The organism is Pseudomonas sp. MS19, assembly GCF_013277615.1.
GTDB lineage: Bacteria > Pseudomonadota > Gammaproteobacteria > Pseudomonadales > Pseudomonadaceae > Aquipseudomonas > Aquipseudomonas marincola.
Genome location: NZ_VBTO01000005.1, coordinates 101,889 through 127,120, shown reverse-complemented (window position 1 = coordinate 127,120; position 25,232 = coordinate 101,889). Strand labels below are relative to the sequence as shown.

Here is a 25,232-nt window from a genome sequence, read left to right as displayed (position 1 = left end):
AAAATATATATTGATTCCATTGCGGAGTCACGGGCTTTTTTACAATGTCTCTACAGCAGTAAGCGCGTCAATTCCAGCTGTGCAGCTTAACAAAATAAAACACCGGGTGGGGATTCCACTTAGTGAACCTCGAATATCAATAACAGTAATACATATGGGCTAGGGGTTCGTATTGAGCCTGCCTGACGCGCAAAGTACAAAGACTCCCGGAAGGCGCCTTGATACGCTGTAGTTTGCTCGCGTTTATCTTGGGTCTGAAAGCCAGCGGTATAAGCTAGCCTTGGAAACTCCGAGACGCTTGGCAATCTCGACAGCAGGCAGGTTTTCAGTCTTCAGGGCTTCATATGTTGCCTTGTCGATAACCTTGACCGGCCTGCCTAAGTGTTTACCTTTCAGCTTGGCTGCTGCAATGCCTTCAGCTTGGCGTTCTTTAATCATTGAACGTTCGAACTCAGCAAAGCTACCCATCATCTGGAGCATCAGCTTTTGCATGCCGTTGTCTTGGCCTGTGAACGTGAGGTTTTCTTTATGAAAGTGAATCGTCACACCCTTGGCTGTAAGCTGCTCAACAAGGGCTAGAAGGTCAGCCAGTGAGCGAGCTAGGCGGTCTATAGAGTGAACAGTGATTGTGTCGCCTTCACGCGTGTACTCAAGCATGGCTTGAAGCTGTGGACGGTTAGTAGTTCCACCACTCACCTTGTCTGTGAACGTCTTATCGAAAGTCAGACCGACCAGTTGACGGTCTATGCATTGATCTGCCGATGAAACCCGAACGTATGCGACCTGTGCCATGTTGATCCCCTTAACTGTCTCAAAACCCCTTAGGAGATTTGAGAATACAGTCTCAGAAGCCATAAAGCAACCTTTTGAGACTATGTTTTAAGGGGTTTTTGAAGTGGATCAAAAGCTATACTTTTGGGACGGCCCCCCGAGTAACCTACAAACTTGGCTCAGGAGACGGAGAGGAGATATGGAGGAACCGCTTACAGACACTAAATCTGGATCGCCCTTGCAATCGCCTTAACCACTAGCTCGCTGCTCATCCACCCTGCGGGACAGATATCGCAAGCAGCTAACTACAGACTGCACATTCGGACTCTCGTCCTCTATGCAGATAGTCGAACCATAGACAAACCTCTTTACAGATAAATGTAGTGGGGAGTTACCCCCCACTAAAAATATTACCTTCTCACGATCACCCCTAACGGGTGCTTACGCGATAAGTCTTAGGTAAGAGTGTTAATACTTACTTAATAAAAGTCCTTACCCATCCGTCATAACCGCCATAATGCTCTGAAACACTTGTACTCTCTAGCTTTCCAGAGTGACGGATACGTCTGTTGATGTCATGGTATTGACATATCCGTCATAGTTCATGGATAACGATAGTCCTAACTACTCAAAATTACCGAATAATTCTTTTGGAGTTGAGTTCTTCGATAGCCCTAACTGCTTACCATATGGAGTGATGTAAAACCGATGATGTGTTGTGGACTTTTTTTCGCACCCACAATCCAACAAAGCACTAGCAATCGTTCGATCAGACATACGGTTAAGGTTGTCATCAGTAAGAAGCCCTCGCACTCGCTCAACAGTGACCACAGGCAGGCTTTCCAGCAAGACCCCAATAACATCAACCAACCGGTCATTTGCGTTGAATCCCATTAAATCCTTCTTGCTTTCGGTCATAGGAGGCGCCGAGTTAGCGCCGAATACATCAAGATTTACACGCTCAAGATAATCCCGAACCAACTGGAAGCCGCCCTCTTGCAACCACGGCTTAAGAACACTGTTTATGAAGCGCCCCGTCTCATCAACAGACTCTTTATGCTTCATAAATTTTGGCACCCAGAAACGACGATCTCCCGTTTCAATTGTTATCGGTATATGATCATTACTTGTTATCATGAAAGATAGATAATTGGGTATCGTAATTGTTGGTTTAAATTTTCTACGAAGCGCAATTGTGGAGTTACCCTGCACTGACTTAAGCGCATTCACCGTTGCCCCTTTAGACCTGTATACCTCATCAATCAGAATAAAGGTTTTGCCCTCAAGGACGTCATTGAAATCACCCACAACATCTTTCAATGAGCACACAGCCACGCTTGGCTGACCAAGCAGACCTGCAATCAGTGTTTCAGCCAAGAACCCCTTACCTACACCGTGGTCAGAACGAAGCACCGGCGTAGCTAATACTCGAACGCCCGGCCGACGAACTAACATAGCTAGGAACCAAATAAAATAACGGCGCTCCTCGTCAATCGGAAAAAGTCGGGTTAACAACTCAACGAACGGACGCACCTGATGAGAAGTGACACCTGCACCTGAGTATTTAAATGGAGGGGGTTGCCATAAATTTGCCAGTGAGCCTTCTAGAATTCTTGGGCCACACGGCTTGAACCCGTCACCTGTTAAAAAGGTAAGAGCGTTTGCAAGTTCTTGTGGGGTCTTAACTGGCGTATTCGAGTCAGAGTGTTGACGATAAAAATATTGCAAGTAACCAAGATCGGCCTGCTCAACTCCAGAGTCTAAATCTCTGAAGCGTGGATAGCCGTTATTACTTGGAACACGGACAAAGCGTTCCTTTAGTTTGAGTAGTGCTTTATTTTCATTCGAATTTAACGATTTCATTTTGTTCATAATTATCCTCATATGTTGGAGGGGCTTCTTCTTTCTTCAGTGTATACATAGTTATCACCATGTTGATTGTTTCATTAACCTGCTTAATAACATTTATCAAAACGTGATTTCGGGAGACTTGTATTGCGACGAATATTTCAATATCGCCCTGAAATCACGAATGAAAGTAATAGAACATCAGATGCTAGTCAAGAACAATCTAAAACTTTTTAAATTGTCTTAGATTTAATTAAAAACATCTTATTTTTAATTAAATTTAAATCGTATTAATTAAATTTAAATAGACTGAGTTTTTAATTTAGCGGTAGACGACCAGATAACAGGATGCCAACTACAAACGCTAGCCAGCACGGAAAGGAGTAGGAGTAGAGCCCACACCACTATGAGTAGTAGGACTCGAATTTTCTAATTTATGAAAACGTAAGCGCTAGGAGCAGGTTTGCTAAGCATTGGGGCCTTGCAGACCAGAAAATTCAGGCAGCAGGAGGAGACTCATATAGAGGTTGCGCACAGGACGAGTCAGAAGATGGACAAAAATGCTATTAAAACTGCGTATTTAATTTGATAGTTATACGTAGAAACACTACGTAGAATCCATAAAGAAAAAGCCCCGTAACTCATTGAATTACAGGGCTTTTTTAATGGTGGCGGGAAGATAGGGATTTGAACCCTAGGTACCATCGCTGATACAACGGATTTCGAATCCGTCCCGTTCGGCCACTCCGGCATCTTCCCACAGCGGCGCGAATAATAGCAGCTTGTTGGCGTTTGGCGAACCCCCTGAGCAAAATTTTTCGCATATTTTCAGGTGCTTGCGTGTTTTGAGCTGTTTAGCCCGCGTTTGCGCTGGCGCAAAACGATTTTCGGCGGGCATTAAAAAGGGCGCTTTCGCGCCCTTCTGTGCAGCCAGGAACAGTTACCTAACTTATGCGGTGAGCTTGGTCAGGGCTTCGCGGTATTTGTCGGCTGTTTTCTGCGCGACGTCTGCTGGTACGGTTGGCGCCGGGGCTTGTTTGTTCCAGCCGGTGGACTCCAGCCAGTCGCGTACGAACTGCTTGTCGAAGCTCGGCGGGTTGCTGCCTTCGGCGTAGCTTTCGGCTGGCCAGAAGCGGCTGGAATCGGGGGTCAGCACTTCGTCCATCAGGGTCAGGGTGCCGTCTTCATCGAGGCCGAACTCGAATTTGGTGTCGGCAATGATGATGCCGCGGGTCGCAGCGTATTCGACCGCTGCGCTGTACAGGGCGATGGCGGTGTCACGCACTTTTTCAGAGAGCTCGGCACCGATGATAGCCTGGCACTGTTCGAACGAGATGTTTTCGTCGTGGTCGCCAACAGCGGCTTTAGTCGACGGGGTAAAGATTGGCGCAGGCAGCTTTGAAGCTTCCTTGAGGCCAGCTGGCAACTGGATGCCGCAGACGGTGCCGCTCTTCTGATATTCCTTCCAGCCGGAGCCTACGATGTAACCACGCACGATGGCTTCTACAGCAACCGGCTTGAGGCGCTTGGCAACGACGGCGCGACCTTCAACCAGCGGTAACTCGGCAGCACTGACAACGTCTTCGACTTTGTCGCCGGTGAAGTGGTTGGGCACCACGCCTGCGAGTTTGTCGAACCAGAAGTTGGAAATCGAAGTGAGGATTTTGCCCTTCTCGGGGATGGGCTCGTCGAGGATCACGTCGAACGCGGAAAGGCGGTCGGTGGCGACCATCAGCATGCGCTTATCGTCGATTTCATAGAGGTCGCGGACTTTACCCGAGTAGATTTTCTTCAGGCTCAGGGAGGTTGGCGTCGTCATATCGGGGCTTCCGTCTTTGGCAAACGAAACAGGCGTAACCATCGCTGCGCCTATTGGTTTCATCCGGGCCTGAGGTGGCCCAGTACATGTGGGTGGAACCTGCACCGCGCCGAGTTATGCGACCGGTAAAGGCAAACCGGCTAAAGGTTTCGATGCGTTAGCACCTGAACACTTCAGCCGGCTTTGTCTCGGGCTAACAGACGACGCACGCGCCGCCTGAAGGTTTAGCCGAGGTTGTCCTGGATAATAGTCAACACACGGCGGGCCACGTCTTCCGGGGCCGAGGTGTTGATATCCTTCTCTACAGACACTTGAACGCTTTCACCAACGGTTGTCAGGCGAACCTGATAACGCTCGGCGCGGGCTTCGATTTCTTCTTCGTCGGGCTCACTGCCAAACATGCTGCCAAAGAAGCCTGGCTCTTCTTCATTGACCTTGGCGCCTTCGGCGAGGTTGATGTAGTAAACGCCAACGCTGCGGTTGATGTCGTCTACCCGCACATTACCCGATTCGAGCGAGCGACCGACGCCAGACCAAGCGCGATCGAAGTCCGAACCCAGATGCAGTACCGGATTGCCGTTACCGTCTTCGGTCATGCTGACCTGACTTGGCGCATCGTAGTCACGTGCAGCCAACAGGGAAACCGAACCGCCCTGCTCCGAATTACGCGCCATGCTCACGAGCATCTCGTCGAGCAGTGCGTTATCGAGGCCTGGATTGACGCTGCCCTGCGTGAACGCGACATCAGCGGTGCTGCCAGCGGGACGCTGTGCGCTGACCACGAAAACCTCACTGGTGTTGCGCTGCACGCCTGGCTCGATACGCACTCTTACGCGCGTTTCTGCACCCTCTTCAATGTCACTGGCTTTGTTTGCCAGACGACGGGCAAGGCCAGAAGACAGGTTGCTGAGCGGCTGCCAGTCGGTACTGAATTCACCGGTTTGCGGGCGCTCATCAACGATGTTGAAGCCGCTTTCAGCATAGAACTGACGTGCAACCGGCCAGACTTCGGCCGGCACGCGACGGGCAAGAATCCAGCCCGACTTGCCGCTTTTCTGCAGGCTGTATTCGCTGACGTCTTCTGTCACTGCAATGGCTTGCGGGCGCGGCACTTCGTACTCACCGGTAGCGGTGCTGTCGTTGATTTGCGCAGGCACCGGCAACAGTGGATCAAGGCGCTTGCTCTGCACGTCGGCAGGCAATTGCATAGGAGGTGTTTGACGCTCGGTGAGGTAGTCACTACCCCGGTCACGGAAATAGCCATCTTCACCCCAGATCCAGCCACAACCGCTGGTACTGGAGATGATTAGTGCAAGTGTTGTGAGTCCGGCCAGTCGCTTCATGCGCAGTAATTCCTCAATTAAACCAACACGCCGCATTGGCGCATGGCCTGACGCAACGGCTCCTGATAACGCTCACTGAGCCATGTCAGTGGCAGGCGAATGCCATCCGGCATCATGCCCATTTCATGCAGAGCCCACTTCACTGGAATCGGATTGGATTCGGCGAACAGCGCTTTATGCAGTGGCATTAAACGATCGTTGATGGCGCGGGCAATGGCGGTGTCGCCGCGCATTGCAGCAGCGCAAAGATCGCTCATGGCGCGCGGCGCAACGTTGGCGGTTACCGAGATGTTGCCCTTGCCGCCCATCAGCATCAGCTCAACGGCGGTTGGGTCATCACCGGAATAAACCAGGAAGTTCTTGTTGACGCGGTCGAGCACTTCGCGTGCGCGGTCCAGGTCACCTGTAGCTTCCTTGATACCGACGATGTTGTCGATCTTCGACAGACGCTCAACGGTCTCCGGGAGCATGTCGCAAACAGTGCGGCCCGGTACGTTGTAGAGAATCTGCGGAATCGCAACGGACTCGGCGATATGTTTGAAATGCAGATACAAGCCTTCCTGAGTCGGCTTGTTGTAATAAGGCGTAACCAGCAACGCGGCGTCTGCGCCAACGTCTGCTGCGGCGCGAGTCAGCTCAACCGACTCACGCGTCGAATTACCGCCCGTGCCGGCGATGACCGGGATACGACCCGCCACCTGAGCGACTACGCGACGAATCGCCTCAATGTGCTCAGACACCTCTAAAGTCGCGGACTCACCTGTGGTGCCGACCGCGACAATGGCGTTGGTGCCCTCTTGCAGGTGGAAATCCACCAGTTTGCTCAAGCTGTCCCAATCAAGACCGCCTTGCGCATCCATGGGCGTAACCAGTGCCACCATACTGCCCGCAATCATGCAACCACTCCTGCCGGAAAAAGAGAGCCGTAATGGTACTGGCGCTACCAGCCTTGCACAAGACAAGTCCGCTGATGAGTCATCAGATGCCCTGATTTTTCATCAATTTAACCACTTTGACAGTTGCCATCCGGCAATTTGCCGGCCACTCGCAAGGCGCGAGGATAAATTTCACGCCCAGCGCTGCGCTGCCAAATGGCCCACCCGCTGGCTTTTAAGCTGAAATGAGGACTATCACCCTGCAAAATGTGCGGCGGTTGCACCGACTGGCATTCCCCTCGGCGGTGCTTTTCGCTACCCTTCGGGCTTTGTTTGAGCGCGTTTTTCCAGCTCATCGCCCATTGTTTAGGAAGGCTGCATGTCCACCCCCCCAGTTCGCGAACAATTTCTCGTTATCAGTGCACTTGGTCTCAACGCTATGGAGTTGACCAACGTGCTGTGCCGCGCCAGCAATGAAAACCGCTGCGCCGTGGTGAGCACACGCCTGAGCCGGCATGGCGAGTTCAGCGCCCTGGTGTTACAGATTTCCGGTAACTGGGACGCCTTGGCACGCCTGGAAGTTAGCCTGCCCGGCCTGGCCAAGAAGCACGACTTCACGGTTAACGTGATTCGCAGTGCGCCGACAGACGTGCGCCCGCAAGCGCTGCCCTATGTAGCGTATGTGAGCTCGGTTTACCGCCCGGACATTCTCAACGAACTGTGCCAGTTTTTCCTCGACCATAACGTCGAACTCGAAAACCTTACCCTGGACACCTATCAAGCCCCGCAGACCGGCGGCACGATGCTCAATGCCACGCTGACAGTAACCCTGCCAGCCGGCACGCAGATCAGTTGGCTACGTGATCAGTTCCTCGACTTCGCCGATGCGCTGAATCTGGACGCATTGATCGAACCGTGGCGCCCGCAAAATCAGTAGGAGGTTATATGGCTGTAGCAATCGACTCTCCGGTTAGCGACTTTGAAGCACCGGCCACCAGCGGACAAACCGTGAAACTGTCTGACCTCAAAGGCCAGCAGGTGGTTATTTATTTCTACCCGAAAGACAGCACGCCGGGCTGCACCACCGAAGGCCAGGGCTTTCGCGACCAGTACGCCGAGTTTCAGACGGCCAACACTCAGGTATTCGGCATCTCGCGTGACAGCATCAAGTCGCACGAGAACTTCAAGACCAAGCAGGGCTTTCCGTTCGAACTGATCAGCGACAAGGACGAGGCCGTGTGCCAGTTGTTCGACGTGATCAAACTGAAGAAACTCTACGGCAAGGAATACATGGGCGTTGACCGCAGCACCTTCCTGATCGACAAGGACGGTGTACTGCGCCAGGAATGGCGTGGCGTCAAAGTGCCGGGCCATGTCGACGCGGTATTGGCTGCCGCACAAGCCTTGAACAAAGGCTAAGCGTCAGCCACACAGCGCTGTGCGAGGCACCAACAAAAACCCCGATAACTGCACGCAGGTATCGGGGTTTTGTTTTTTCAGTCAGCGCACAACGCTCAGACCACGCGACTAACGCGGCTCGGGCAGCGGCGGGCAATCTGGTTGCTGAACACCCTCGACCCGCGGCCAGGCATCAAGCAACGCCTTGAACAAGGTCGCCAGCGGAATGGCGAAGAACACACCCCAAAAGCCCCACAGGCCGCCAAACAGCAACACCGCACAGATAATCGCCACCGGGTGCAAATTGACCGCTTCGGAGAACAACAGCGGCACCAAAACGTTGCCGTCCAGCGCCTGAATCACCGAGTACACCAGCATCAGGTAGAGGAACTGATCGCCCCACCCCCACTGGAACAAACCGATCAGCGCCACCGGCACGGTAACCACCACAGCACCGATGTAAGGCACCACCACTGAAAGCCCGACAAACAACGCAAGCAATGCCGCGTAGTTAAGCCCCAGCCAGGCGAACGCGATGTAAGTCACCACGCCGCAAATGATGATTTCAATCACCTTGCCGCGGATGTAGTTGGCGATCTGCCGATTCATCTCGGCCGCCACATGACTAATCAGCGAACGCTGTTGCGGCAGATGGCTGGTAAACCACTCGGCAATCATCTGGCGATCCTTGAGGAAGAAGAACACCAGAATCGGCACCAGCACCAGATAGATCATCACGCTGACCAGAACCGGCAAGCTCGACAGCGAAAACGACAGCACCCACTGGCCGATCTTGCCCGCCTCGCCCTGCACAGAGGCAATGGCCCGCGCCACCTGATCATTGCTGATCACGCCGGGATAGCGCTCTGGCAGCATCATGAACAGCGACTGCCACTTGCTCAACATGCTCGGCAGCTCATTGAACAGATTGCTCAACTGATGCCAAAGCAAAGGCAGCAACACCAGCAAGATCAGCACCAAGGCGCTCATGAACAGTGCAAACACCAGCCATACCGCGAGCGAATGCGGCAGGCGTAGGCGCTCAAGCTTGGCAACCAGGCCCTGCATCAAAAAGGCCAGCACCAAGCCGGTCAGCACCGGCGCCAGCATGCCGCCGAACGTCAGCACCGCAGCAAAACCCAGCACCACCAGCAGCGCCAGAATGACCGCTTGCTCATCGGAGAAATAGCGATGCAGCCAGTCACGCAATACTTTAAGCATCAATGTTCCTTAACAGTAGGTTGTGGGGCGCTCAGGCCTTGCACAACCAATAACGATACACACCATTATCAACTTCTTCATGAACCAGCTGATGCCCGGCCAGTTTCGCAAACGCGCGAAAATCGCGCTGTGAACCAGCATCAGTTGCGATCACTTTGAGCACCGCGCCGCTGGTCAATTGATTGAGGGCGAGCTTGGCCTTGAGCAGCGGCAGCGGGCAACTCAGCCCAGTGGCATCAACCTCATCATCGAAGGCCAGCGCTGGCTGATCGGCAATATTCATTAACAACTTCTCCAAGACACGCGGCTTTCGGGCATTGTCCCACCGTTGCCAGCACATACCAATGGCGGAAGCACTGGCAGAGGCCCACCGCATTTATTGTTCGGGGCCGCGAAACATACGCCAAGCCTGTTAAATCTCCAAACCCAATAGCGCGTTCAATACCGGCCAAGGCGAATTGAATCAGCAACAGTCCTTCCCACACCCGCGTCTGCCCAGCTACAGTAAGCCTTTGTTCGCAAAGAGCCTCGTGCATGAATTTTCTGCGACCCACTCTGCTGTCACTGCTCTGCCTGAACGCTTTTTCTGTTCAGGCGGCCAGTGAACTGCCGTCTCTAGGCGATGCCAGCTCCTCCATCGTCTCACCACAACAAGAACATCAGCTTGGCCGTGCATGGTTAGGCCTGTTGCGTGGCCAGGTTAGCCAGCTATCCGACCCGCAACTGAAAGATTTCGTTGAAAGCAGCGTTTATCGCCTCAGCGAAACCAGCCAGGTGCAAGACCGTCGCCTCGAATTCGTATTGCTCAACAGCCCGCAGATCAACGCCTTTGCCGCGCCTGGCGGGATTATCGGGGTCAACGGCGGGCTATTCCTGTACGCCAAGACCGAAGCTGAATATGCCTCGGTGCTGGCGCACGAATTGGCTCACTTGTCGCAACGCCACTTTGCCCGCGGTGTTGAAGCGCAACAGCGCATGCAGTTGCCGGTAATGGCCGCCATGCTGGCCGGTATTGTCGCCGCCGCAGCAGGTGCAGGTGATGCCGGCATTGCCGCTATCGCCTCGACTCAGGCTGCCGCGATCCAGGAGCAGCAGCGCTTCTCACGGCAGAACGAGCAAGAGGCCGACCGCATCGGCCTGCTCAACCTGGAGAGAGCCGGATACGACCCGCTGGCCATGCCGCAGATGTTCGAGAGCCTGATGCGCCAGTATCGCTACGACCGCATGCCGCCCGAATTCCTTCTCACTCACCCGGTTACTGAGTCGCGTATTGCCGACACCCGCAACCGCGCCGTGCAGTACAAAAGTGATCAGAAGCTGATTGAGGACACCCTGCGTTATCAATTGATGCGCGCCCGCGTACAACTGATTTATGAAGACACCCCCGGCCTGGCCGCTAAACGCTTTCGCGCCATGCTCGATGAAGACCCGGGCAACGACGCTGCGCTGTATGGCCTGGCCATCGCACAGATTCGCAGCGGCCAGCAAAGGAGCGCCGGCCAGGCACTGCAAACGCTGCTGAAAAAAGCGCCGAACGATATCACCTACAACCTTGCCCAATTTGATCTGGACGTCGCCGCCAGACGCCTGGACGCGGCACAGGCAAGAATTGACCGCATGCTCCAGTTGTATCCGAAAAACTACCCGCTGAATCAGGCCCGGGTAGACCTGCTGATGAAGCAAGGCAGCAAGGATAACGCCAAGCGCGCACTGGATGACCTGCTCAAGAGCCGGCCAAAAGACCCGGACGTGTGGAACCAGGTCGCCGAAGTTCGCGGCCTCACGGGTGACACCATCGGCCTGCATCAGGCGCGTGCCGAATACTTTGCATTGGTCGGTGATTACAAGCAGGCCATCCAGCAACTGGACTTCGCCAAACGCCGGGCCGCCAATAACTTCCAGTTGGCTTCACGCATCGACGCCCGCCAACGCGAGATGATCGAAGACAAGCGAATGATCGACGAGATGCTCAACTAAGCGCAGCAACTACTCAAAGCCGCTGCGCCTGAGGATTAAGAAAATTCAAAGGTTCAGCACATAAACAAAAACGCCCGATGCACATGCATGCATCGGGCGTTTTTGTTTACGGTGCGGTTTAAGCCCGTTAAGCGTTACCCGATTGCGCCAGACGCGCTGCCTGTGTGAAGTCGAGCATGCGCTTGAGCGGCTTGATGGCCTTGGGGATCAACACCGGATCAACGAAAATCTCGTTGCTGCCCTCACGCAGGCACTGCAACGTGCGCTGCAACGTGTTCATGGCCATCCACGGGCAGTGTGCGCAACTGCGGCACGCCGCACCATTGCCGGCAGTAGGCGCCTCGACAAAGACTTTATCCGGGCACAGCTGCTGCATCTTGTAGAAAATGCCGCGGTCGGTGGCCACGATAAAGGTCTTGTTCGGCAGCGTTTGCGCCGCCTTGATCAGTTGGCTGGTGGAACCAACAGCATCGGCCAAATCGATCACTGCCGTCGGCGATTCCGGGTGCACCAAAACGGCCGCATCCGGATACAACGCCTTCATGTCTTCAAGCTGCTTGGCCTTGAACTCTTCATGGACGATACACGCGCCATCCCACAGCAGCATATCGGCACCGGTCTTGTTCTGAATGTACCGACCCAGATGCTGATCCGGCGCCCAGATGATGGTTTCGCCGTTGTCCATCAGGTGCTCGACAATCTCGACCGCACAGCTTGAGGTCACGACCCAATCCGCTCGCGCCTTCACCGCAGCCGAGGTGTTGGCGTAAACCACCACAGTGCGTTCGGGATGCTGATCGCAGAACGCCGAGAACTCATCAACCGGGCAGCCCAGATCGAGCGAGCAAGTCGCCTCCAGGGTTGGCATCAACACGCGTTTTTCTGGATTTAGAATTTTCGCCGTCTCGCCCATGAACTTGACGCCAGCGACCAGCACCGTTTGTGCGGAATGCTGATTACCGAAACGGGCCATTTCCAGCGAGTCGGAAACGCAGCCACCGGTTTCTTCAGCCAGCGCCTGCAGCACCGGGTCGCAGTAATAGTGAGCGACCAATACGGCGTTCTGCTTTTTCAATTCAGCCGCAATCTCGGCCCGGTAAAAGGCCTCTTGCTCCGGCGTCAGCGCAACGGGCTGCTTGGCATCTAGATGTGCCTGCACCAGGAGGCGTTCGGAAATCTGTGTCATGTCATCTGGCCTGTAAACGGACTATCAGCACGAAATTCGAGTATACGCGGCGCATAGGCCGCGTGAACGTAATCAGACGGGAAACCACTTATGTGACGGCCCGAGGCGCGAAAGACAAGGTGAAGCGCCTAAAAGATCGCGCATGATAGTTTTTCATAATTAATATGGAAAGCATCATTCACCGCGCAGTGCCCGCTGCGCCAAGCTGGCGTTATCCGGCAACCGCACCACCGCTGCAAACGAGGCGCGACTGGGGATTAGAAACTGCAGACGAAAAAAAACCTGAAATTCACATTGGCTGTGCATTTCAGGTTTCTTTACCTTCTTGCGAAGGATATCTGGTGGGTCGTGTAGGATTCGAACCTACGACCAATTGGTTAAAAGCCAACTGCTCTACCAACTGAGCTAACGACCCGATGTGCGCGTATAATACTGATTTTTATCAGGATTTCAACACCCAACAAGAAAAAATTTACACATAGCGGGTTGCATCGGCCACACCAGCCGCGGCAAAACCGGCTGCGCGCAGGCTGCAACTGTCGCACTTGCCGCAAGCGCGGCCATCGTCATCGGCCTGGTAGCAGGAAACGGTCTGGGCATAATCAACGCCGAGGGCAATCCCCGCCGCGACGATTTCAGCCTTGCTCATATTCTGCAGTGGCGCCTGAATGCGGAAGCCGTTGCCTTCAACGCCCGCCTTGGTTGCCAGATTGGCCATGCGCTCGAAGGCTTCGACAAACTCGGGCCGGCAATCGGGATAACCCGAGTAGTCCACCGCATTCACGCCAATGAAAATGTCGCGTGCACCCAGCACTTCTGCCCAACCCAGCGCCAACGACAAAAACACGGTATTGCGCGCCGGTACGTAAGTCACCGGAATGCCGGGAGCTGGCGCGGCGCCTGCTGCGTTCTCGGGCACGGCAATGCTGGCGTCAGTGAGCGCCGAGCCACCCATGCCATTAAGGTTCAGGCCGATCACCTTGTGCTCGACTACGCCCAACTGACGAGCGACTCGCTCAGCCGCTTGCAGCTCGGAACGGTGACGCTGGCCATAATCAAAACTCATGGTGTAGCAGCTGTATCCGTCGGCCTTGGCCATCGCCACCACAGTGGCCGAGTCGAGCCCGCCCGACAGCAAGATAACGGCTTTTTTATCACTCATGATTTTCCTCGCGTGTTCACGCCGGCGCAGCGCTTGCTGCGCCTGCTAAAAAAGAATAGGCAATTAAGCGGCTGGTCACTCGACTAGCCGCTCGCGGCTCAATGGCCGGCAGCATCGTCCCAGAGAATTTTGTGCAGTTGCAGTTGCAGGCGAACCGGCAAATTGTCGGCCACGATCCAATCTGCAAGATCACGCGCCGAGACCTGCGCGTGGCTGGGCGAGAACAACACCTCGCCTGCCCGCTCGTTCAGCCGGTATTCGATGAGCTTGCTCACCGCCCAGCTGTAGTCTTCACGCGAGCAGATCACGAACTTGACCTGATCGTTACGGCTCAGCCACTGAATGTTGTCGTAGCGATTGCGCGCCACCTCAGCCGAGCCCGGCGTTTTCAGGTCGAGCACTTTGCTTACGCGCGGATCGACTGACGAGACGTCGAGCGCACCACTGGTCTCCAGCGAGACTTCATAGCCGGCGTCGCACAGCTGTTGCAGCAAGGCAATACTGTTGGGTTGCGCCAGCGGCTCGCCGCCCGTCACGCAGATATAGCGAGGGTTATAAGCCGCGACGCGGGCGAGGATGCTGTCGAGTGACATGATCTCGCCGCCGGTGAAGGCATAGGCGGTGTCACAGTACTGACAACGCAGGGGGCAGCCGGTCAGGCGCACGAACACAGTCGGTAATCCGGCTGTACGCGTCTCCCCCTGCAACGAGTAAAAAATCTCGGTAATGCGCAGGGTATTTTGCATAAGTGCCACGGGCGTGACGGCTAAACAGGCCATCCGCCTCCGTTGCAGGAAAGAACCGGAACTCTACTGCCGAGCAATAAAGCCCCAATGAAAAGCCCGCGATTCTCGCGGGCTTTGGGAAAACGCTTGAAGCATGGGCTTATTGTAAACGCTGTAAATCACGTTGCGCCAACTGCGCCGCCGAAGTGCCCGGATATTGGGCAATGACTTGCTGCAGAATGCCTTTGGCCTTGTCAGTATTGCCCAGACGTTTCTCGACGTCTGCCAGTTTGAACAGCGAGTCCGGCACTTTGCTGTGCTGCGGGTACGCCTGACTGACGCGGGCAAATGCCTGACTGGCACCTTGCAGATCGCCCTTGGCAAGATTCACTTCACCCAACCAGTACTGCGCGTTACCGGCGTACTGGCTGTCTGGGTACTTACGCAAAAACGCGGTAAAAGCCTGGCTGGCTTTATCGAAGTCTTTGGTTTTGATCAGGTCGAAGGCAGCGTCGTAAAACAGCTTCTCCTTCTCCGGATCTGCAGGCGCGCTACCCGCTGACGACGCTTGCCCGGCATTGTTGCCAGACGCGGCCTCAGGGGTGCCAGCACTGGCACTACTTGAATTCTGGGTGGCAGCCGATGAGGCCCCACTGCTCAGTCGCGAATCGAGATCTTTATAACGCTCAAGATTCTCTTGTTTCATGCGACGGATTTCATCTTGCTGTTCTTCAACCATCCCGCGCAAACGCCCGAGTTCATCTTGCATTTGCTGCAACTGGTTGAACAACATGCCTTGCGCTGAGGCCGGGGCCGAAGCCCCGCCCCCAACGTAGGCGCCGCCCGTGTTGTTGCTATCAGATGTATACATGGCGCTGCCGCCATTGTTATCCACCACAGGAATCTCAGCCTGCGCCAGAAGCGGCAAGCTGAGTGCAAAAACGGCTACAACACGGCGGCAATTTCGCATGTCGAATTACTTACGCAGTTCTACGCGACGGTTCTGAGCCCACGACTGCTCGTCGTTGCCAGTAGCAACTGGACGCTCTTCGCCGTAGGAAACCAGTTCCAGCTGTGCAGGCGAAACGCCCTGCAGAACCAGGTAACGCTGAACGGCTTTAGCACGACGCTCGCCCAGGGCGATGTTGTATTCGCGGGTACCGCGCTCATCAGTGTGGCCTTCCAGAGCTACGCGCGAACCGTTAGCTTTCAGGTCTTTGGCGTGAACGTCCAGAGCGCGCATGGCTTCTGGCTTCAGGTCAGAGCTGTCGTATTCGAAGTAGAAAGTAGTGATAGCGCGCAGTGCCGCTTCTTCGCTCAAGCTACCGTCTACGGAACCAGTGTCAGCACCGTAACCAGCGTTCGGGTCTACAGCGCCTTCGCCAGCGGTGTCGCCACCTTTAGACGAACAACCAACGGCTACAGCCAATGCCAGGCTGAGTGCTGCAAACTTGCCAAATTTCAACATATCCATCATGTAACTCCTCAAGAACCCCAGTGTGTTAAGCAAATTGTTTTAAAGCGCCGCATCAGTTCAGGAAAGGGGACCAGGAAGGCTCTCGAACTTCGCCTTGAGCGGTAGGAAGAGGGAGCCTTACGCGACCGTTCACGGACGCTAACATCAAGACTCCCCGACCCTGCTGGCGGGTTGCGAAGATTATCATGGTGCCATTAGGCGCAACAGTAGGCGACTCATCCAAATTTGTATCTGAAAGAATACGCACATTGCCGCGCTGCAGATCTTGTGCTGCAACTTTAAAGTTGGTGAAACCTTCCTGGCGATGAACCATTACCAGGGTTTTTTCATCAGCAGATAATTGCGGACTGGCGTTGTAGTTTCCTACGAAGCTGACCCGCTCAACCGAACCACTGTTGATGTTTGTTTTGTAGATCTGCGGCTTACCACCACGGTCAGACGTGAAGTAGATCGTCTGCCCATCTTTACCCCAGAACGGTTCGGTATCGATTGCGTAATGGTTGGTCACCCGGCGCAAGCTCTTGGAGCCCATGTCCATTACATAAATTTCAGGATTGCCATCGCGCGACAAGACAAATGCCAGGCGATTGCCATTCGGCGACCAGGCCGGAGCACTGTTCAAGCCTTCAAAGCTGGTGATTTGTTCGCGGCGACCGGTGTCGATGTGCTGCACGAAAATACGCGGGCGGCGCTGCTCAAACGACACATAGGCGATGCGATTGCCATCCGGTGCAAAACTTGGCGACAGGATTGGCTCACGCGACTGCAACAACGTCACTGCACGCGCACCGTCGTAGTCCGAACGCTGCAAGGTGAAGCGGGTGTTTTCAGCCGAGAAGCGTTCTGCGGTCACATACAGCAGACGCGTCGAGAACGCGCCCTTGACCCCGGTGAGTTTCTCGAACGACTGATCCGAAATATGGTGCGCCATGTCGCGCAGCTGCTCGGTCGTGCCGCCGACGCTGCCGGTCAGAACCTGCTGCTGGGTGGCCAAGTTCAACAGGGCGAACTGCACCTGAATACGGCCACCGCTTGGCACCATATTACCGACCAGCACATATTGCGCGCCCAGCGCTTGCCAGTCGCGGTAGATGACCTCGCCTGCCGTGGTCGGCAAGCTGATCATGTTCTGCTTTGGAATCGGCTCAAACACGCCGGAGTTGCGCAGGTCCTTGCCAATAATTTCGGCAATATCATCGGGCAACACGCTGCCGCCCTGCCATCCAAATGGCACAACGGCGATCGGCGTCGCACGATCGGTACCCGAGCTGATCACCAGCGGATCAGCTGCCTGAACTGCGCCGACCATCATGGTCAGGCTCAGCAGGACGATACGTATCAGGGTATTCACAGATCTAAATCCTCCGGTTTGAATACAGCACGACGTTTGCGGTAGAGCTTGTCGAACGTCGCACGGTCAAGTTGTTGCATTTCAGAGATACGACCCACGTTACGCACCGCCTGTACGGCTGAGCTGTCGAACGGTCCATCGCCACTTGAGCGAGTAACACTGGCGTTAGTGATAGTGCCATCCGGTAGCATCTCTATCGTGACTTCTACGCTCATCCCGTTACGGGCTGAAGGTGGACGCCGCCATTGCTCACTCACCAGCTTGATTATCAAATCGTCCAGATTACCGGCCACCTGATCACCTACGGTATCAGCCATTGCCTGCTGATGGGTTACATCATCCGACAACAATTCGGCCAGTGCCGCTGCCTTCTTGTCTTCCAGCGCCTTGCGCTTGGCCTCTTCGCCGGCCTTTTTCTTGGCGGCCTCATCGGCTTTCTTCTTAGCATCTGCCGCCGCTTTCTTCTTCGCGTCTTCAGCAGCCTTTTTCTTAGCATCTTCGGCCGCTTTTTTCTTGGCGTCCTCATCTGCTTTCTTTTTAGCGTCTTCAGCGGCCTTTTTCTTGGCCTCTTCTTCGGTTTTCTTCTTGGCTATATCGGCCTGCTTCTTCTGTTCTGCAGCTTTTGCCGCTTCAGCCTTCTTCGCAGCATCAGCTTGCTTTTCGGCCTCTGCCTTTTTAGCCGCTTCGGCTTTTTGAGCCTCATCGGCCTTCTTTTGTTCCGCCGCTTTTGCCGCCGCTACTTTCTGCTGCTCGGCCTTTTTCTGCTCCAGCTGCTCTACCTCGTACTGTGGAGCCGAGGTTTTCTTGGTTTCGCCAGCAATCTTCTGATTCGTTTGCTGGGTCGCCTGGCTTTGCGATTTCAACTGGTACAGGGTCGCCTGCACAATCGGCCGCGCTGGCGGCAGGTCCGGTGCAAAAGCGAAGCTGACAAAGAGCATGCCGAAGATCAATACGTGCAGGGTTATTGCCCACACTACCGGCCAAAAATAGCTCTCTGACGTTGTTGGCTCACGTTGCTCACGCATCAAGGGGCCTCAGTTATCAGCCCGACGTTACCAACGTCAGCCTTCTGCAAGCCGCCCATCGCTGACATCACCGTGCCGTAATCAACAGATTTATCACCGCGTACAAACACCTGCACTGTTTTGCCCTGACGACGGCTTTCGGCAATGATCGCCGTGACCGCTTTGGTCATGTCATCAAGGGTTACCGCCTTATCCTGCACGGTATCGGTATCAACCTCGGTGCCCATATTCCAATAGAATGTCTTGTCGGCCTTGATCGAAATAGTCAGCACCTGCGAATTATTGTCTTGCGGCAAGGCTTCGCTGCTGACTTTCGGCAGATCGACCTTAACGCCTTGATTGAGCATGGGCGCAGTCACCATGAAAATAACCAGCAGCACCAACATCACGTCGATGTACGGCACCACGTTCATTTCGGCGACTGGCTTGCGTCTGTTACGAATTCTGGCCATGGCTTATAGAACCTTTTGAGTGAGCCAAGGACTTATTCGTCCGATGCGTGAACTTTGCGGTGCAGGATCGCCTGGAACTCATCTGCAAAGGTGTAGTAACGGGCAATGAACATCTCACCGCGCGACGAGAAGCGGTTGTAGGCAATAACGGCCGGGATCGCGGCGAACAGGCCAATCGCGGTGGCGATCAGTGCTTCGGCAATACCTGGCGCTACGGTTGCCAATGTCGCCTGCTGCACGGTGCTCAGGCCGATGAAGGAATTCATGATGCCCCACACGGTGCCGAACAGACCCACATACGGGCTGGTTGAGCCAACGGTGGCGAGGAATGGCAAGCTGGTTTCAAGCTTCTCTTCTTCACGCGAAATGGCTACGCGCATGGCGCGGGCAACGCCGTCCATGACCGCATCCGGGTCGACATTGGTTTGCTGACGCAGACGCGAGAACTCTTTGAAGCCGGCGCGGAAAATCTGCTCCAGACCTGAATCCGGGTCCGGGTTGCTGCCCGCCTGACGATACAACTTGGACAAATCGATACCCGACCAGAAACGCTCCTCGAAGCTGTCGAGTGCGCGCTTGGCGGCACGCAACATGGTGGTACGTTGGAAAATCATCACCCACGAGGTGACCGAAGCCGCCACAAGGGTCAGCATTACCAGCTGTACAACCAGACTGGCATTGGTGATCAAACTCCACATCGACATGTGGTCAACGGCGTTGGCTTCCACGCTTACTCTCCTGCTTCAGGTCGACCCGCGCCACCCTGCTCGGCAAAAGCCTTACGCAGCATGTCCGGAATGGCCCGGGGTTTTAAATTATCGGCGCGCACACAGGCCACCAGAAACTGCCCTTCACAGAGCAGTGCATCATCCACAACCCGCCGAACCTGTTGACGAAAACGCAGGCTTGCACGGTTTAATTCAATAACTTGGGCACTGACCTCAATTTCATCATCCAGCCGTGCCGGTGCGTGGTAACGCACCTCGGTTGAATGCACGACGAATAACAGGCCCTCACCTGCGAGCGTGTGCTGGGAGAAGCCCAGATTACGCAGTCGCTCGGTGCGAGCCCGTTCCATAAACTTGAGGTAATTAACGTAGTAGACGATACCGCCGGCATCGGTGTCTTCATAGTAGATACGACAACGATGAGCGAACGGCGGGACTCCGTTTTGTGCGCGCATACTCTAGTGCTAGCTCCTCAACTTGCCAATGGGTCTGAGCAAGTATTTTTAACTATTTTTTTCGCCGCCTGACGCCGAGGCAGTAAGCCGCAGTTCTGAGACCGACATGTGGCACTTTGATTCACTCAAATGGGAAATTTTTTCATTCCCCGCCGAGCTTAGCGCAAGTTGTGCTTATTCATCCGCCGCATCAAACAGGTCTGCCGTCGGTAAATCGCCCATCCGCTTCGGCGCATTCAAACCAAAGTGCAAATAGGCATGCCGGGTCACGACCCGACCGCGCGGCGTACGCATGATGTAGCCCTGCTGAATCAGGTAAGGCTCCAGCACATCTTCAATGGTGTGACGCTCTTCGCTGATGGCCGCCGCCAAGCTGTCTACACCCACCGGCCCGCCATCGAACTTCTCGATCATGGTCAGCAGCAAACGCCGATCCTGATGATCAAAGCCGCGCTCATCGACATCCAGCAAATTCAGCGCCAGATTGGCGATCTCCCGGCTGATATCGCCCTTGCCGCGCACTTCGGCAAAGTCGCGAACCCGACGCAACAGGCGATTGGCAATTCGCGGCGTGCCGCGTGCGCGCCGGGCAATTTCGACAGCGCCCTGCTCGACAATCGGCAAGTTCAAAATGCCGGCGGATCGCTGAACAATCGTCGCCAAATCTTCGGTGTTGTAAAATTCCAACCGCTGCACGATGCCGAAGCGATCACGCAGTGGATTGGTCAGCATGCCCGCCCGTGTCGTAGCGCCGACCAGCGTGAACGGCGGCAGATCGAGCTTGATCGAGCGCGCCGCCGGACCTTCACCGATCATGATGTCGAGCTGGAAATCTTCCATTGCCGGATACAGCACTTCCTCGACGATCGGCGAGAGGCGATGAATTTCGTCAATAAACAGCACATCGCCAGGCTCCAGATTGGTCAGCATGGCTGCCAGATCACCTGGCCGCTCCAACACCGGGCCAGACGTGCTCTTGATGGAAACGCCCATTTCTTCGGCGATGATATTGGCCAGCGTGGTTTTACCCAGACCAGGCGGGCCAAAAATCAGCGTGTGATCCAGCGACTCTTTGCGCGCCCGAGCTGCTTCGATGAATAACTCCATCTGCTCGCGCACAATCGGCTGACCGATGTATTCGGCTAGGCTCAGCGGGCGAATAGCACGATCAACCTGCTCATCACGGTCACGCGTGCTGGCGGTAATAAGGCGGTCAGCTTCGATCATTTAGCAATCATTCCCTTCAGGGAGGCGCGAATCAGTTCTTCACTGCTCATGCCGTCCTGCTTAACGGCCGACACCGCGCGGCTGGCTTCCTGCGGCTTGTAGCCCAATGCAATCAGCGCACTCACGGCGTCATTTTCAGCGCTCGGGGCAAGGCTTGGCATCGCACTCGGCAGCACCAATCCAGCCATTTCCGGCACAGTTTCCCATGCTTTGAAGCGGTCTTTGAGCTCAACCAGCAGCCGCTCGGCGGTTTTCTTGCCAACGCCCGGCACCTTGACCAAGGTGGAGGTATCTTGCGCCTGCACGCAACGCACCAACTCATCGACCTCCAACCCCGACATCAAGGCCAGCGCCAATTTGGGGCCGACGCCATTAAGACGAATCAGCTCGCGAAACAGCTCACGCTCGCGTCGCTCGAAGAAGCCGTACAACAGCTGAGCATCCTCGCGCACCACTAAATGCGTGTGCAGGGTTACCGGCTCGCCCAGCGCGGGCAGGCGATAAAGGGTCGACATGGGGACTTCGAGTTCATAGCCAAGGCCATTTACATCGACGATCAGATGCGGCGGTTGCTTTTCCGCCAGGGTGCCGCGCAAACGTCCAATCACAGCTACATCCTTGAATGTTCAGTCATGCTCAGGCTATCGCCGAGCGCGAATACTTTAAATTTGATCTAAACCCACCATTGCACAGCAACCAACGCCGCGCAATTACAGGCGCAAACGCCCGCCCCGGCGCTTGGCCCCCGCCAAACCATGGGGGATAAGGCTCTGGCGATGATGCGCATGACACAAGGCAATCGCCAGCGCATCCGAGGCGTCGATCTGTGGTTTTTTTACCAGTTTAAGCAAATGCATGACCATCATTTGCACTTGCTCTTTATCCGCCCCGCCGCTGCCCGTAACGGCCTGCTTGACCTGAGTGGCAGTGTACTCAGCCACGTCCAGCCCTGCCTCGACACCCGCCACAATCGCAGCGCCCCGCGCCTGGCCCAGCTTGAGCGCCGAGTCGGCATTACGCGCCATGAATACTTGCTCGATGCCCATGGTTACCGGGCCGAATGTTTCGATAACTTCACGCACGCCACGGAAAACGATTTGCAGTCGCTCGGGCAACGGGCCGCTGCCGGTGCGAATACAGCCGGACGCCACGTATTCACAGGTGCGCCCCGTGTCGCGGACAATGCCGTAACCGGTAATACGCGACCCCGGATCAATGCCAAGAATCAGCGTCACGCCCGACTCCCAAACCACTCACGCTGCAACAACCCAACCACGTGGAACTCCTTGCTGACGATGCAGATGGACTCTTTATAGAGCTTAAGCCCAGCTGTTGCGCAGATAAAAAAAACCGGAGCAAGCTCCGGCCTTATTCTTTGGAACATCTGAAGAACATCGCGAGCGACAAGCGCACTCGGCAAAACCTGCCTTGCGGCGTCCTTCTTCGGCTGCATCAACCCAGCTGAACCATAACTTCTTCAGGAATATCAGCATTGGAGTAGACGTTCTGCACATCGTCGAGATCTTCGAGCATATCGATGAGTTTCAGCACCTTCTGCGCCGTCTCGACCTCGGTCAATTCTGAGTAGATCGACGGGATCATGCTCACCTCAGACTCTTCGGCCTTGTAACCAGCAGCCGTTAACGCCTCACTCACCGCGATAAAATCGGCAAAGCTGGTGAACACATCCACCGAACCGTCGTCGTTGGTGACCACATCATCCGCACCGGCCTCAAGCGCAGCCTCAAGCAATGCCTCTTCATCAACGCCTGAAGCAAAGCTGATCTGCCCTTTGCGGTCGAACATGTAAGCAACCGAACCATCGGTACCGAGGTTGCCGCCGCACTTGGTGAACGCATGGCGAACCTCTGCGGCCGTGCGATTGCGGTTATCGGTCATGGCTTCAACGATGATGGCCACGCCATTGGGCGCGTACCCTTCATAGCTGAGCTCCTCGACCTTGTCGCCATCGGTTGAGCCAACACCACGAGCAATGGCGCGATCAATCGTGTCTCGCGTCATGTTCGCCGTCAGGGCTTTATCAACGGCCAGCCGCAAACGTGGATTATCCGCAGGGATACCACCGCCCTGACTGGCCGCAACTGTCAGTTCACGAATGAGTTTGGTGAAAATCTTGCCGCGCTTGGCGTCTTGACGACCCTTGCGATGCTTGATGTTCGCCCACTTGGAATGACCTGCCATAACAACTCCAACCTTATTACCTGTGAACGCCGGGAAACCCGGCGCTCAGTCTTGTTGCGGTTTTACTCAGCCTTTGGCTGCTCGCGCAAACGAATGTGCAGCTCGCGCAGGGCCTTGTTATCCACTTCACCCGGCGCTTGCGTCATGACGCAGGCAGCACTCTGGGTTTTCGGGAAGGCGATAACTTCGCGAATCGACTGGGCGCCGGTCATCAGCATCACCAGACGATCCAGACCAAATGCCAGGCCGCCGTGTGGTGGCGCGCCGAACTTCAGGGCGTCGAGCAGGAAGCCGAACTTCTCTTCCTGTTCAGCCGCTTCAATGCCGAGCAGACGGAAGACCGCTTGCTGCATTTCCTTGCGGTGAATACGGATCGAACCGCCACCCAGCTCGGTGCCATTGAGCACCATGTCGTAGGCACGCGAGAGCGCGGTGGCCGGATTGGCCTGCAGCTCATCCGGTGTGCACTTCGGTGCGGTGAACGGGTGATGCAGCGCGGTGAAGCTGCCATCTTCGTTCTCTTCGAACATCGGGAAGTCGACAACCCACATCGGCGCCCACTCGCAGGTCAGCAGATCAAGGTCGGTGCCGAGCTTGATACGCAGCGCACCGAGCGCCTCGCAAACGATCTTGGCTTTGTCTGCGCCGAAGAACACGATGTCGCCGTCAACCGCGCCAACGCGATCAAGGATGACATTGAGGTTTTCCAGCGGGATGTTCTTGACGATAGGCGACTGCAAACCTTCAACGCCGCCCGCACGGTCGTTGACCTTGATGTACGCCAGACCGCGGGCACCGTAGATGCTGACAAACTTGGTGTAGTCGTCGATCTGCTTACGCGGCATGCTCGCGCCGCCTGGCACACGCAGAGCCGCAACACGGCACTTCGGATCGTTGGCTGGGCCGCTGAATACTTTGAATTCAACGTCCTTGAGCTGATCAGCCACATCAACCAGTTCCATCGGGTTACGCAGGTCCGGCTTATCGGAGCCGTAACGGCGCATGGCCTCTTCGAAGGTCATGTGCGGGAAATCGCCGAACTCGACGTTCAGCACTTCCTTGAACAGCTGGCGCACCATCTTCTCGGTAATGCCCATGATCTCGGTTTCGTCGAGGAAGCTGGTCTCGATGTCGATCTGGGTGAATTCCGGCTGACGATCAGCGCGCAAGTCTTCGTCACGGAAGCACTTGGCGATCTGATAGTAACGGTCGAAACCAGCCACCATCAGCAACTGCTTGAACAGCTGAGGCGACTGCGGCAATGCGAAGAAGCTGCCAGCATGGGTGCGGCTAGGCACCAGATAGTCACGTGCGCCTTCTGGAGTTGCACGGGTCAGGATCGGCGTTTCCACGTCAAGGAAGCCGTTTTCATCCAGATAACGACGGATGCTGGTGGTGATGCTGGAACGCAGCTTGAGCTTGGCGGCCATTTCCGGGCGACGCAGATCGATGAAGCGATAGCGCAGACGAGTCTCTTCGCCCACATCGCTGTATTCGTTCAGCGGGAACGGCGGGGTTTCGGCTTCATTGAGCACCTCGAGGTCATAACCCAGCACTTCGATTGCGCCAGAGGCCATGTTCGGGTTTACCGCACCCGCCGGACGCAGACGCACCTTACCGGTGATCTTGACGACATATTCGCTGCGCACCTTATCGGCGGTGGCAAATGTCTCGACACGGTCAGGGTCGAAAACCACCTGAGCCAGACCTTCACGATCACGGATATCAAGGAAGATGACTCCGCCATGGTCGCGGCGACGGTGGACCCAGCCGCAAAGGGTGATTTCTTGACCGTCCAGGCTCTCGTTCAACTGGCCGCAATAGTGGCTGCGCATCATGATAGTAATCGCTTCTCTGAGTCTTGATTTCGTTGGGCCGCGAGCGTCGCGGCGCGCTATATCTGGCGGTACTGCCACGCTCTATACCTCTGTTAAAGGATGACGCGAAGCAGGTACTGCGATGTTCTTGGTTTACCCGTCACTGCATAAAC

24 protein-coding genes, 2 tRNA genes and 1 pseudogene are annotated in these 25,232 nt (G+C 55.3%); 3 read left to right on the top strand and 24 right to left on the bottom strand.

The window, feature by feature from the left end; all coding sequences use genetic code 11:
• Positions 1-243: 243 nt before the first annotated feature.
• From FEZ62_RS02975 to dapA, 6 genes are all read right to left on the bottom strand, one after another.
• Entirely contained in the window at positions 244-792 is a 549-nt protein-coding gene (locus tag FEZ62_RS02975; protein WP_172926767.1) for a recombinase family protein, read from the bottom strand.
• 603 nt (positions 793-1,395) lie between these two features.
• Positions 1,396-2,643 (bottom strand): primase-helicase family protein, encoded by a 1,248-nt coding sequence (locus tag FEZ62_RS02970; RefSeq protein WP_172926766.1) that lies wholly within the window; start codon positions 2,641-2,643, stop codon positions 1,396-1,398.
• A 645-nt stretch (positions 2,644-3,288) separates the two neighbouring features.
• Positions 3,289-3,378, bottom strand: a tRNA-Ser gene (locus FEZ62_RS02965).
• A gap of 190 nt (positions 3,379-3,568) precedes the next feature.
• A complete protein-coding gene (locus FEZ62_RS02960; protein ID WP_172926765.1) occupies positions 3,569-4,438 on the bottom strand; it encodes a phosphoribosylaminoimidazolesuccinocarboxamide synthase in 870 nt (289 codons plus the stop codon).
• A gap of 224 nt (positions 4,439-4,662) precedes the next feature.
• Complete coding sequence (bamC, locus tag FEZ62_RS02955; protein ID WP_172926764.1) at positions 4,663-5,781, bottom strand: outer membrane protein assembly factor BamC; 1,119 nt, start codon at positions 5,779-5,781, stop codon at positions 4,663-4,665.
• Between the two features lie 17 nt (positions 5,782-5,798).
• Entirely contained in the window at positions 5,799-6,677 is an 879-nt protein-coding gene (gene dapA, locus FEZ62_RS02950) for a 4-hydroxy-tetrahydrodipicolinate synthase (protein ID WP_172926763.1), read from the bottom strand.
• Between the two features lie 358 nt (positions 6,678-7,035).
• Here dapA and FEZ62_RS02945 point away from each other — a divergent pair, with 358 nt between their 5' ends.
• Positions 7,036-7,593 carry a glycine cleavage system protein R gene (locus tag FEZ62_RS02945; RefSeq protein WP_069901641.1) on the top strand — a complete coding sequence of 186 codons (558 nt, stop codon included), beginning with the start codon at positions 7,036-7,038 and terminating at the stop codon, positions 7,591-7,593.
• A gap of 8 nt (positions 7,594-7,601) precedes the next feature.
• Positions 7,602-8,075, top strand: a complete 474-nt coding sequence (locus FEZ62_RS02940; protein ID WP_172926762.1) for a peroxiredoxin — start codon at positions 7,602-7,604, stop codon at positions 8,073-8,075.
• Between the two features lie 108 nt (positions 8,076-8,183).
• On the opposite strand, the gene FEZ62_RS02935 is transcribed toward FEZ62_RS02940, so the two are convergent.
• Positions 8,184-9,275 carry an AI-2E family transporter gene (locus FEZ62_RS02935; RefSeq protein WP_069901639.1) on the bottom strand — a complete coding sequence of 364 codons (1,092 nt, stop codon included), beginning with the start codon at positions 9,273-9,275 and terminating at the stop codon, positions 8,184-8,186.
• Positions 9,276-9,306: 31 nt separating this feature from the next.
• On the bottom strand, positions 9,307-9,558 hold the full coding sequence (locus FEZ62_RS02930; RefSeq protein ID WP_172926761.1) for a sulfurtransferase TusA family protein: 252 nt from the start codon (positions 9,556-9,558) through the stop codon (positions 9,307-9,309).
• Between the two features lie 251 nt (positions 9,559-9,809).
• On the opposite strand from FEZ62_RS02930, the gene FEZ62_RS02925 reads away from it, so the two are divergent.
• Entirely contained in the window at positions 9,810-11,252 is a 1,443-nt protein-coding gene (locus FEZ62_RS02925; RefSeq protein WP_172926760.1) for a M48 family metalloprotease, read from the top strand.
• A 127-nt stretch (positions 11,253-11,379) separates the two neighbouring features.
• Here the strand turns inward: FEZ62_RS02925 and nadA are convergent, their stop codons facing one another.
• The 16 genes and pseudogenes from nadA to aspS form a co-directional block, all read right to left on the bottom strand.
• Positions 11,380-12,438: a quinolinate synthase NadA gene (gene nadA, locus FEZ62_RS02920; protein ID WP_150548741.1), complete on the bottom strand. Its 1,059-nt coding sequence runs from the start codon at positions 12,436-12,438 to the stop codon at positions 11,380-11,382.
• A gap of 339 nt (positions 12,439-12,777) precedes the next feature.
• Positions 12,778-12,853 (bottom strand) — tRNA-Lys (locus FEZ62_RS02915).
• Positions 12,854-12,910: 57 nt separating this feature from the next.
• Positions 12,911-13,600 (bottom strand): 7-cyano-7-deazaguanine synthase QueC, encoded by a 690-nt coding sequence (queC, locus tag FEZ62_RS02910; RefSeq protein WP_069901635.1) that lies wholly within the window; start codon positions 13,598-13,600, stop codon positions 12,911-12,913.
• 98 nt (positions 13,601-13,698) lie between these two features.
• Positions 13,699-14,346, bottom strand: coding sequence for a 7-carboxy-7-deazaguanine synthase QueE (queE, locus tag FEZ62_RS02905; RefSeq protein WP_069901909.1), 648 nt, complete (start codon positions 14,344-14,346; stop codon positions 13,699-13,701).
• A gap of 139 nt (positions 14,347-14,485) precedes the next feature.
• Positions 14,486-15,295, bottom strand: coding sequence for a tol-pal system protein YbgF (gene ybgF / locus FEZ62_RS02900; protein ID WP_172926759.1), 810 nt, complete (start codon positions 15,293-15,295; stop codon positions 14,486-14,488).
• A 6-nt stretch (positions 15,296-15,301) separates the two neighbouring features.
• Positions 15,302-15,799, bottom strand: a complete 498-nt coding sequence (gene pal / locus FEZ62_RS02895; protein ID WP_069901633.1) for a peptidoglycan-associated lipoprotein Pal — start codon at positions 15,797-15,799, stop codon at positions 15,302-15,304.
• Between the two features lie 55 nt (positions 15,800-15,854).
• On the bottom strand, positions 15,855-17,153 hold the full coding sequence (tolB, locus tag FEZ62_RS02890) for a Tol-Pal system beta propeller repeat protein TolB (RefSeq protein WP_172926758.1): 1,299 nt from the start codon (positions 17,151-17,153) through the stop codon (positions 15,855-15,857).
• A complete protein-coding gene (gene tolA, locus FEZ62_RS02885; protein WP_172926757.1) occupies positions 17,150-18,178 on the bottom strand; it encodes a cell envelope integrity protein TolA in 1,029 nt (342 codons plus the stop codon). The genes tolB and tolA overlap by 4 nt, the downstream gene beginning before the upstream one ends.
• Positions 18,178-18,630: a protein TolR gene (gene tolR / locus FEZ62_RS02880; protein ID WP_090515807.1), complete on the bottom strand. Its 453-nt coding sequence runs from the start codon at positions 18,628-18,630 to the stop codon at positions 18,178-18,180. The genes tolA and tolR overlap by 1 nt, the downstream gene beginning before the upstream one ends.
• Before the next feature lie 32 nt (positions 18,631-18,662).
• On the bottom strand, positions 18,663-19,358 hold the full coding sequence (gene tolQ, locus FEZ62_RS02875) for a protein TolQ (protein ID WP_069901629.1): 696 nt from the start codon (positions 19,356-19,358) through the stop codon (positions 18,663-18,665).
• A pseudogene (gene ybgC / locus FEZ62_RS02870) lies at positions 19,339-19,813 on the bottom strand (tol-pal system-associated acyl-CoA thioesterase). The gene tolQ and the pseudogene ybgC overlap by 20 nt, the downstream one beginning before the upstream one ends.
• 174 nt (positions 19,814-19,987) lie before the next feature.
• On the bottom strand, positions 19,988-21,040 hold the full coding sequence (gene ruvB, locus FEZ62_RS02865; RefSeq protein ID WP_069901627.1) for a Holliday junction branch migration DNA helicase RuvB: 1,053 nt from the start codon (positions 21,038-21,040) through the stop codon (positions 19,988-19,990).
• Positions 21,037-21,648 (bottom strand): Holliday junction branch migration protein RuvA, encoded by a 612-nt coding sequence (gene ruvA / locus FEZ62_RS02860; protein WP_069901626.1) that lies wholly within the window; start codon positions 21,646-21,648, stop codon positions 21,037-21,039. The genes ruvB and ruvA overlap by 4 nt, the downstream gene beginning before the upstream one ends.
• Positions 21,649-21,750: 102 nt before the next feature.
• Positions 21,751-22,275, bottom strand: a complete 525-nt coding sequence (gene ruvC / locus FEZ62_RS02855; protein WP_069901625.1) for a crossover junction endodeoxyribonuclease RuvC — start codon at positions 22,273-22,275, stop codon at positions 21,751-21,753.
• A 217-nt stretch (positions 22,276-22,492) separates the two neighbouring features.
• Positions 22,493-23,242, bottom strand: coding sequence for a YebC/PmpR family DNA-binding transcriptional regulator (locus FEZ62_RS02850; RefSeq protein ID WP_069901623.1), 750 nt, complete (start codon positions 23,240-23,242; stop codon positions 22,493-22,495).
• Positions 23,243-23,304: 62 nt separating this feature from the next.
• Positions 23,305-25,080 (bottom strand): aspartate--tRNA ligase, encoded by a 1,776-nt coding sequence (gene aspS / locus FEZ62_RS02845; protein ID WP_172926756.1) that lies wholly within the window; start codon positions 25,078-25,080, stop codon positions 23,305-23,307.
• Positions 25,081-25,232 lie beyond the last annotated feature (152 nt).

Bases quoted from the DNA above. Each gene is read 5' to 3' on its own strand.
- FEZ62_RS02975 (WP_172926767.1), bottom strand. From the start codon at position 792: ATGGCACAGGTCGCATACGTTCGGGTTTCATCGGCAGATCAATGCATA.
- FEZ62_RS02970 (WP_172926766.1), bottom strand. From the start codon at position 2,643: ATGAACAAAATGAAATCGTTAAATTCGAATGAAAATAAAGCACTACTC.
- FEZ62_RS02960 (WP_172926765.1), bottom strand. From the start codon at position 4,438: ATGACGACGCCAACCTCCCTGAGCCTGAAGAAAATCTACTCGGGTAAA.
- bamC (WP_172926764.1), bottom strand. From the start codon at position 5,781: ATGAAGCGACTGGCCGGACTCACAACACTTGCACTAATCATCTCCAGT.
- dapA (WP_172926763.1), bottom strand. From the start codon at position 6,677: ATGATTGCGGGCAGTATGGTGGCACTGGTTACGCCCATGGATGCGCAA.
- FEZ62_RS02945 (WP_069901641.1), top strand. From the start codon at position 7,036: ATGTCCACCCCCCCAGTTCGCGAACAATTTCTCGTTATCAGTGCACTT.
- FEZ62_RS02940 (WP_172926762.1), top strand. From the start codon at position 7,602: ATGGCTGTAGCAATCGACTCTCCGGTTAGCGACTTTGAAGCACCGGCC.
- FEZ62_RS02935 (WP_069901639.1), bottom strand. From the start codon at position 9,275: ATGCTTAAAGTATTGCGTGACTGGCTGCATCGCTATTTCTCCGATGAG.
- FEZ62_RS02930 (WP_172926761.1), bottom strand. From the start codon at position 9,558: ATGAATATTGCCGATCAGCCAGCGCTGGCCTTCGATGATGAGGTTGAT.
- FEZ62_RS02925 (WP_172926760.1), top strand. From the start codon at position 9,810: ATGAATTTTCTGCGACCCACTCTGCTGTCACTGCTCTGCCTGAACGCT.
- nadA (WP_150548741.1), bottom strand. From the start codon at position 12,438: ATGACACAGATTTCCGAACGCCTCCTGGTGCAGGCACATCTAGATGCC.
- queC (WP_069901635.1), bottom strand. From the start codon at position 13,600: ATGAGTGATAAAAAAGCCGTTATCTTGCTGTCGGGCGGGCTCGACTCG.
- queE (WP_069901909.1), bottom strand. From the start codon at position 14,346: ATGCAAAATACCCTGCGCATTACCGAGATTTTTTACTCGTTGCAGGGG.
- ybgF (WP_172926759.1), bottom strand. From the start codon at position 15,295: ATGCGAAATTGCCGCCGTGTTGTAGCCGTTTTTGCACTCAGCTTGCCG.
- pal (WP_069901633.1), bottom strand. From the start codon at position 15,799: ATGGATATGTTGAAATTTGGCAAGTTTGCAGCACTCAGCCTGGCATTG.
- tolA (WP_172926757.1), bottom strand. From the start codon at position 18,178: ATGCGTGAGCAACGTGAGCCAACAACGTCAGAGAGCTATTTTTGGCCG.
- tolR (WP_090515807.1), bottom strand. From the start codon at position 18,630: ATGGCCAGAATTCGTAACAGACGCAAGCCAGTCGCCGAAATGAACGTG.
- ruvB (WP_069901627.1), bottom strand. From the start codon at position 21,040: ATGATCGAAGCTGACCGCCTTATTACCGCCAGCACGCGTGACCGTGAT.
- FEZ62_RS02850 (WP_069901623.1), bottom strand. From the start codon at position 23,242: ATGGCAGGTCATTCCAAGTGGGCGAACATCAAGCATCGCAAGGGTCGT.
- aspS (WP_172926756.1), bottom strand. From the start codon at position 25,080: ATGATGCGCAGCCACTATTGCGGCCAGTTGAACGAGAGCCTGGACGGT.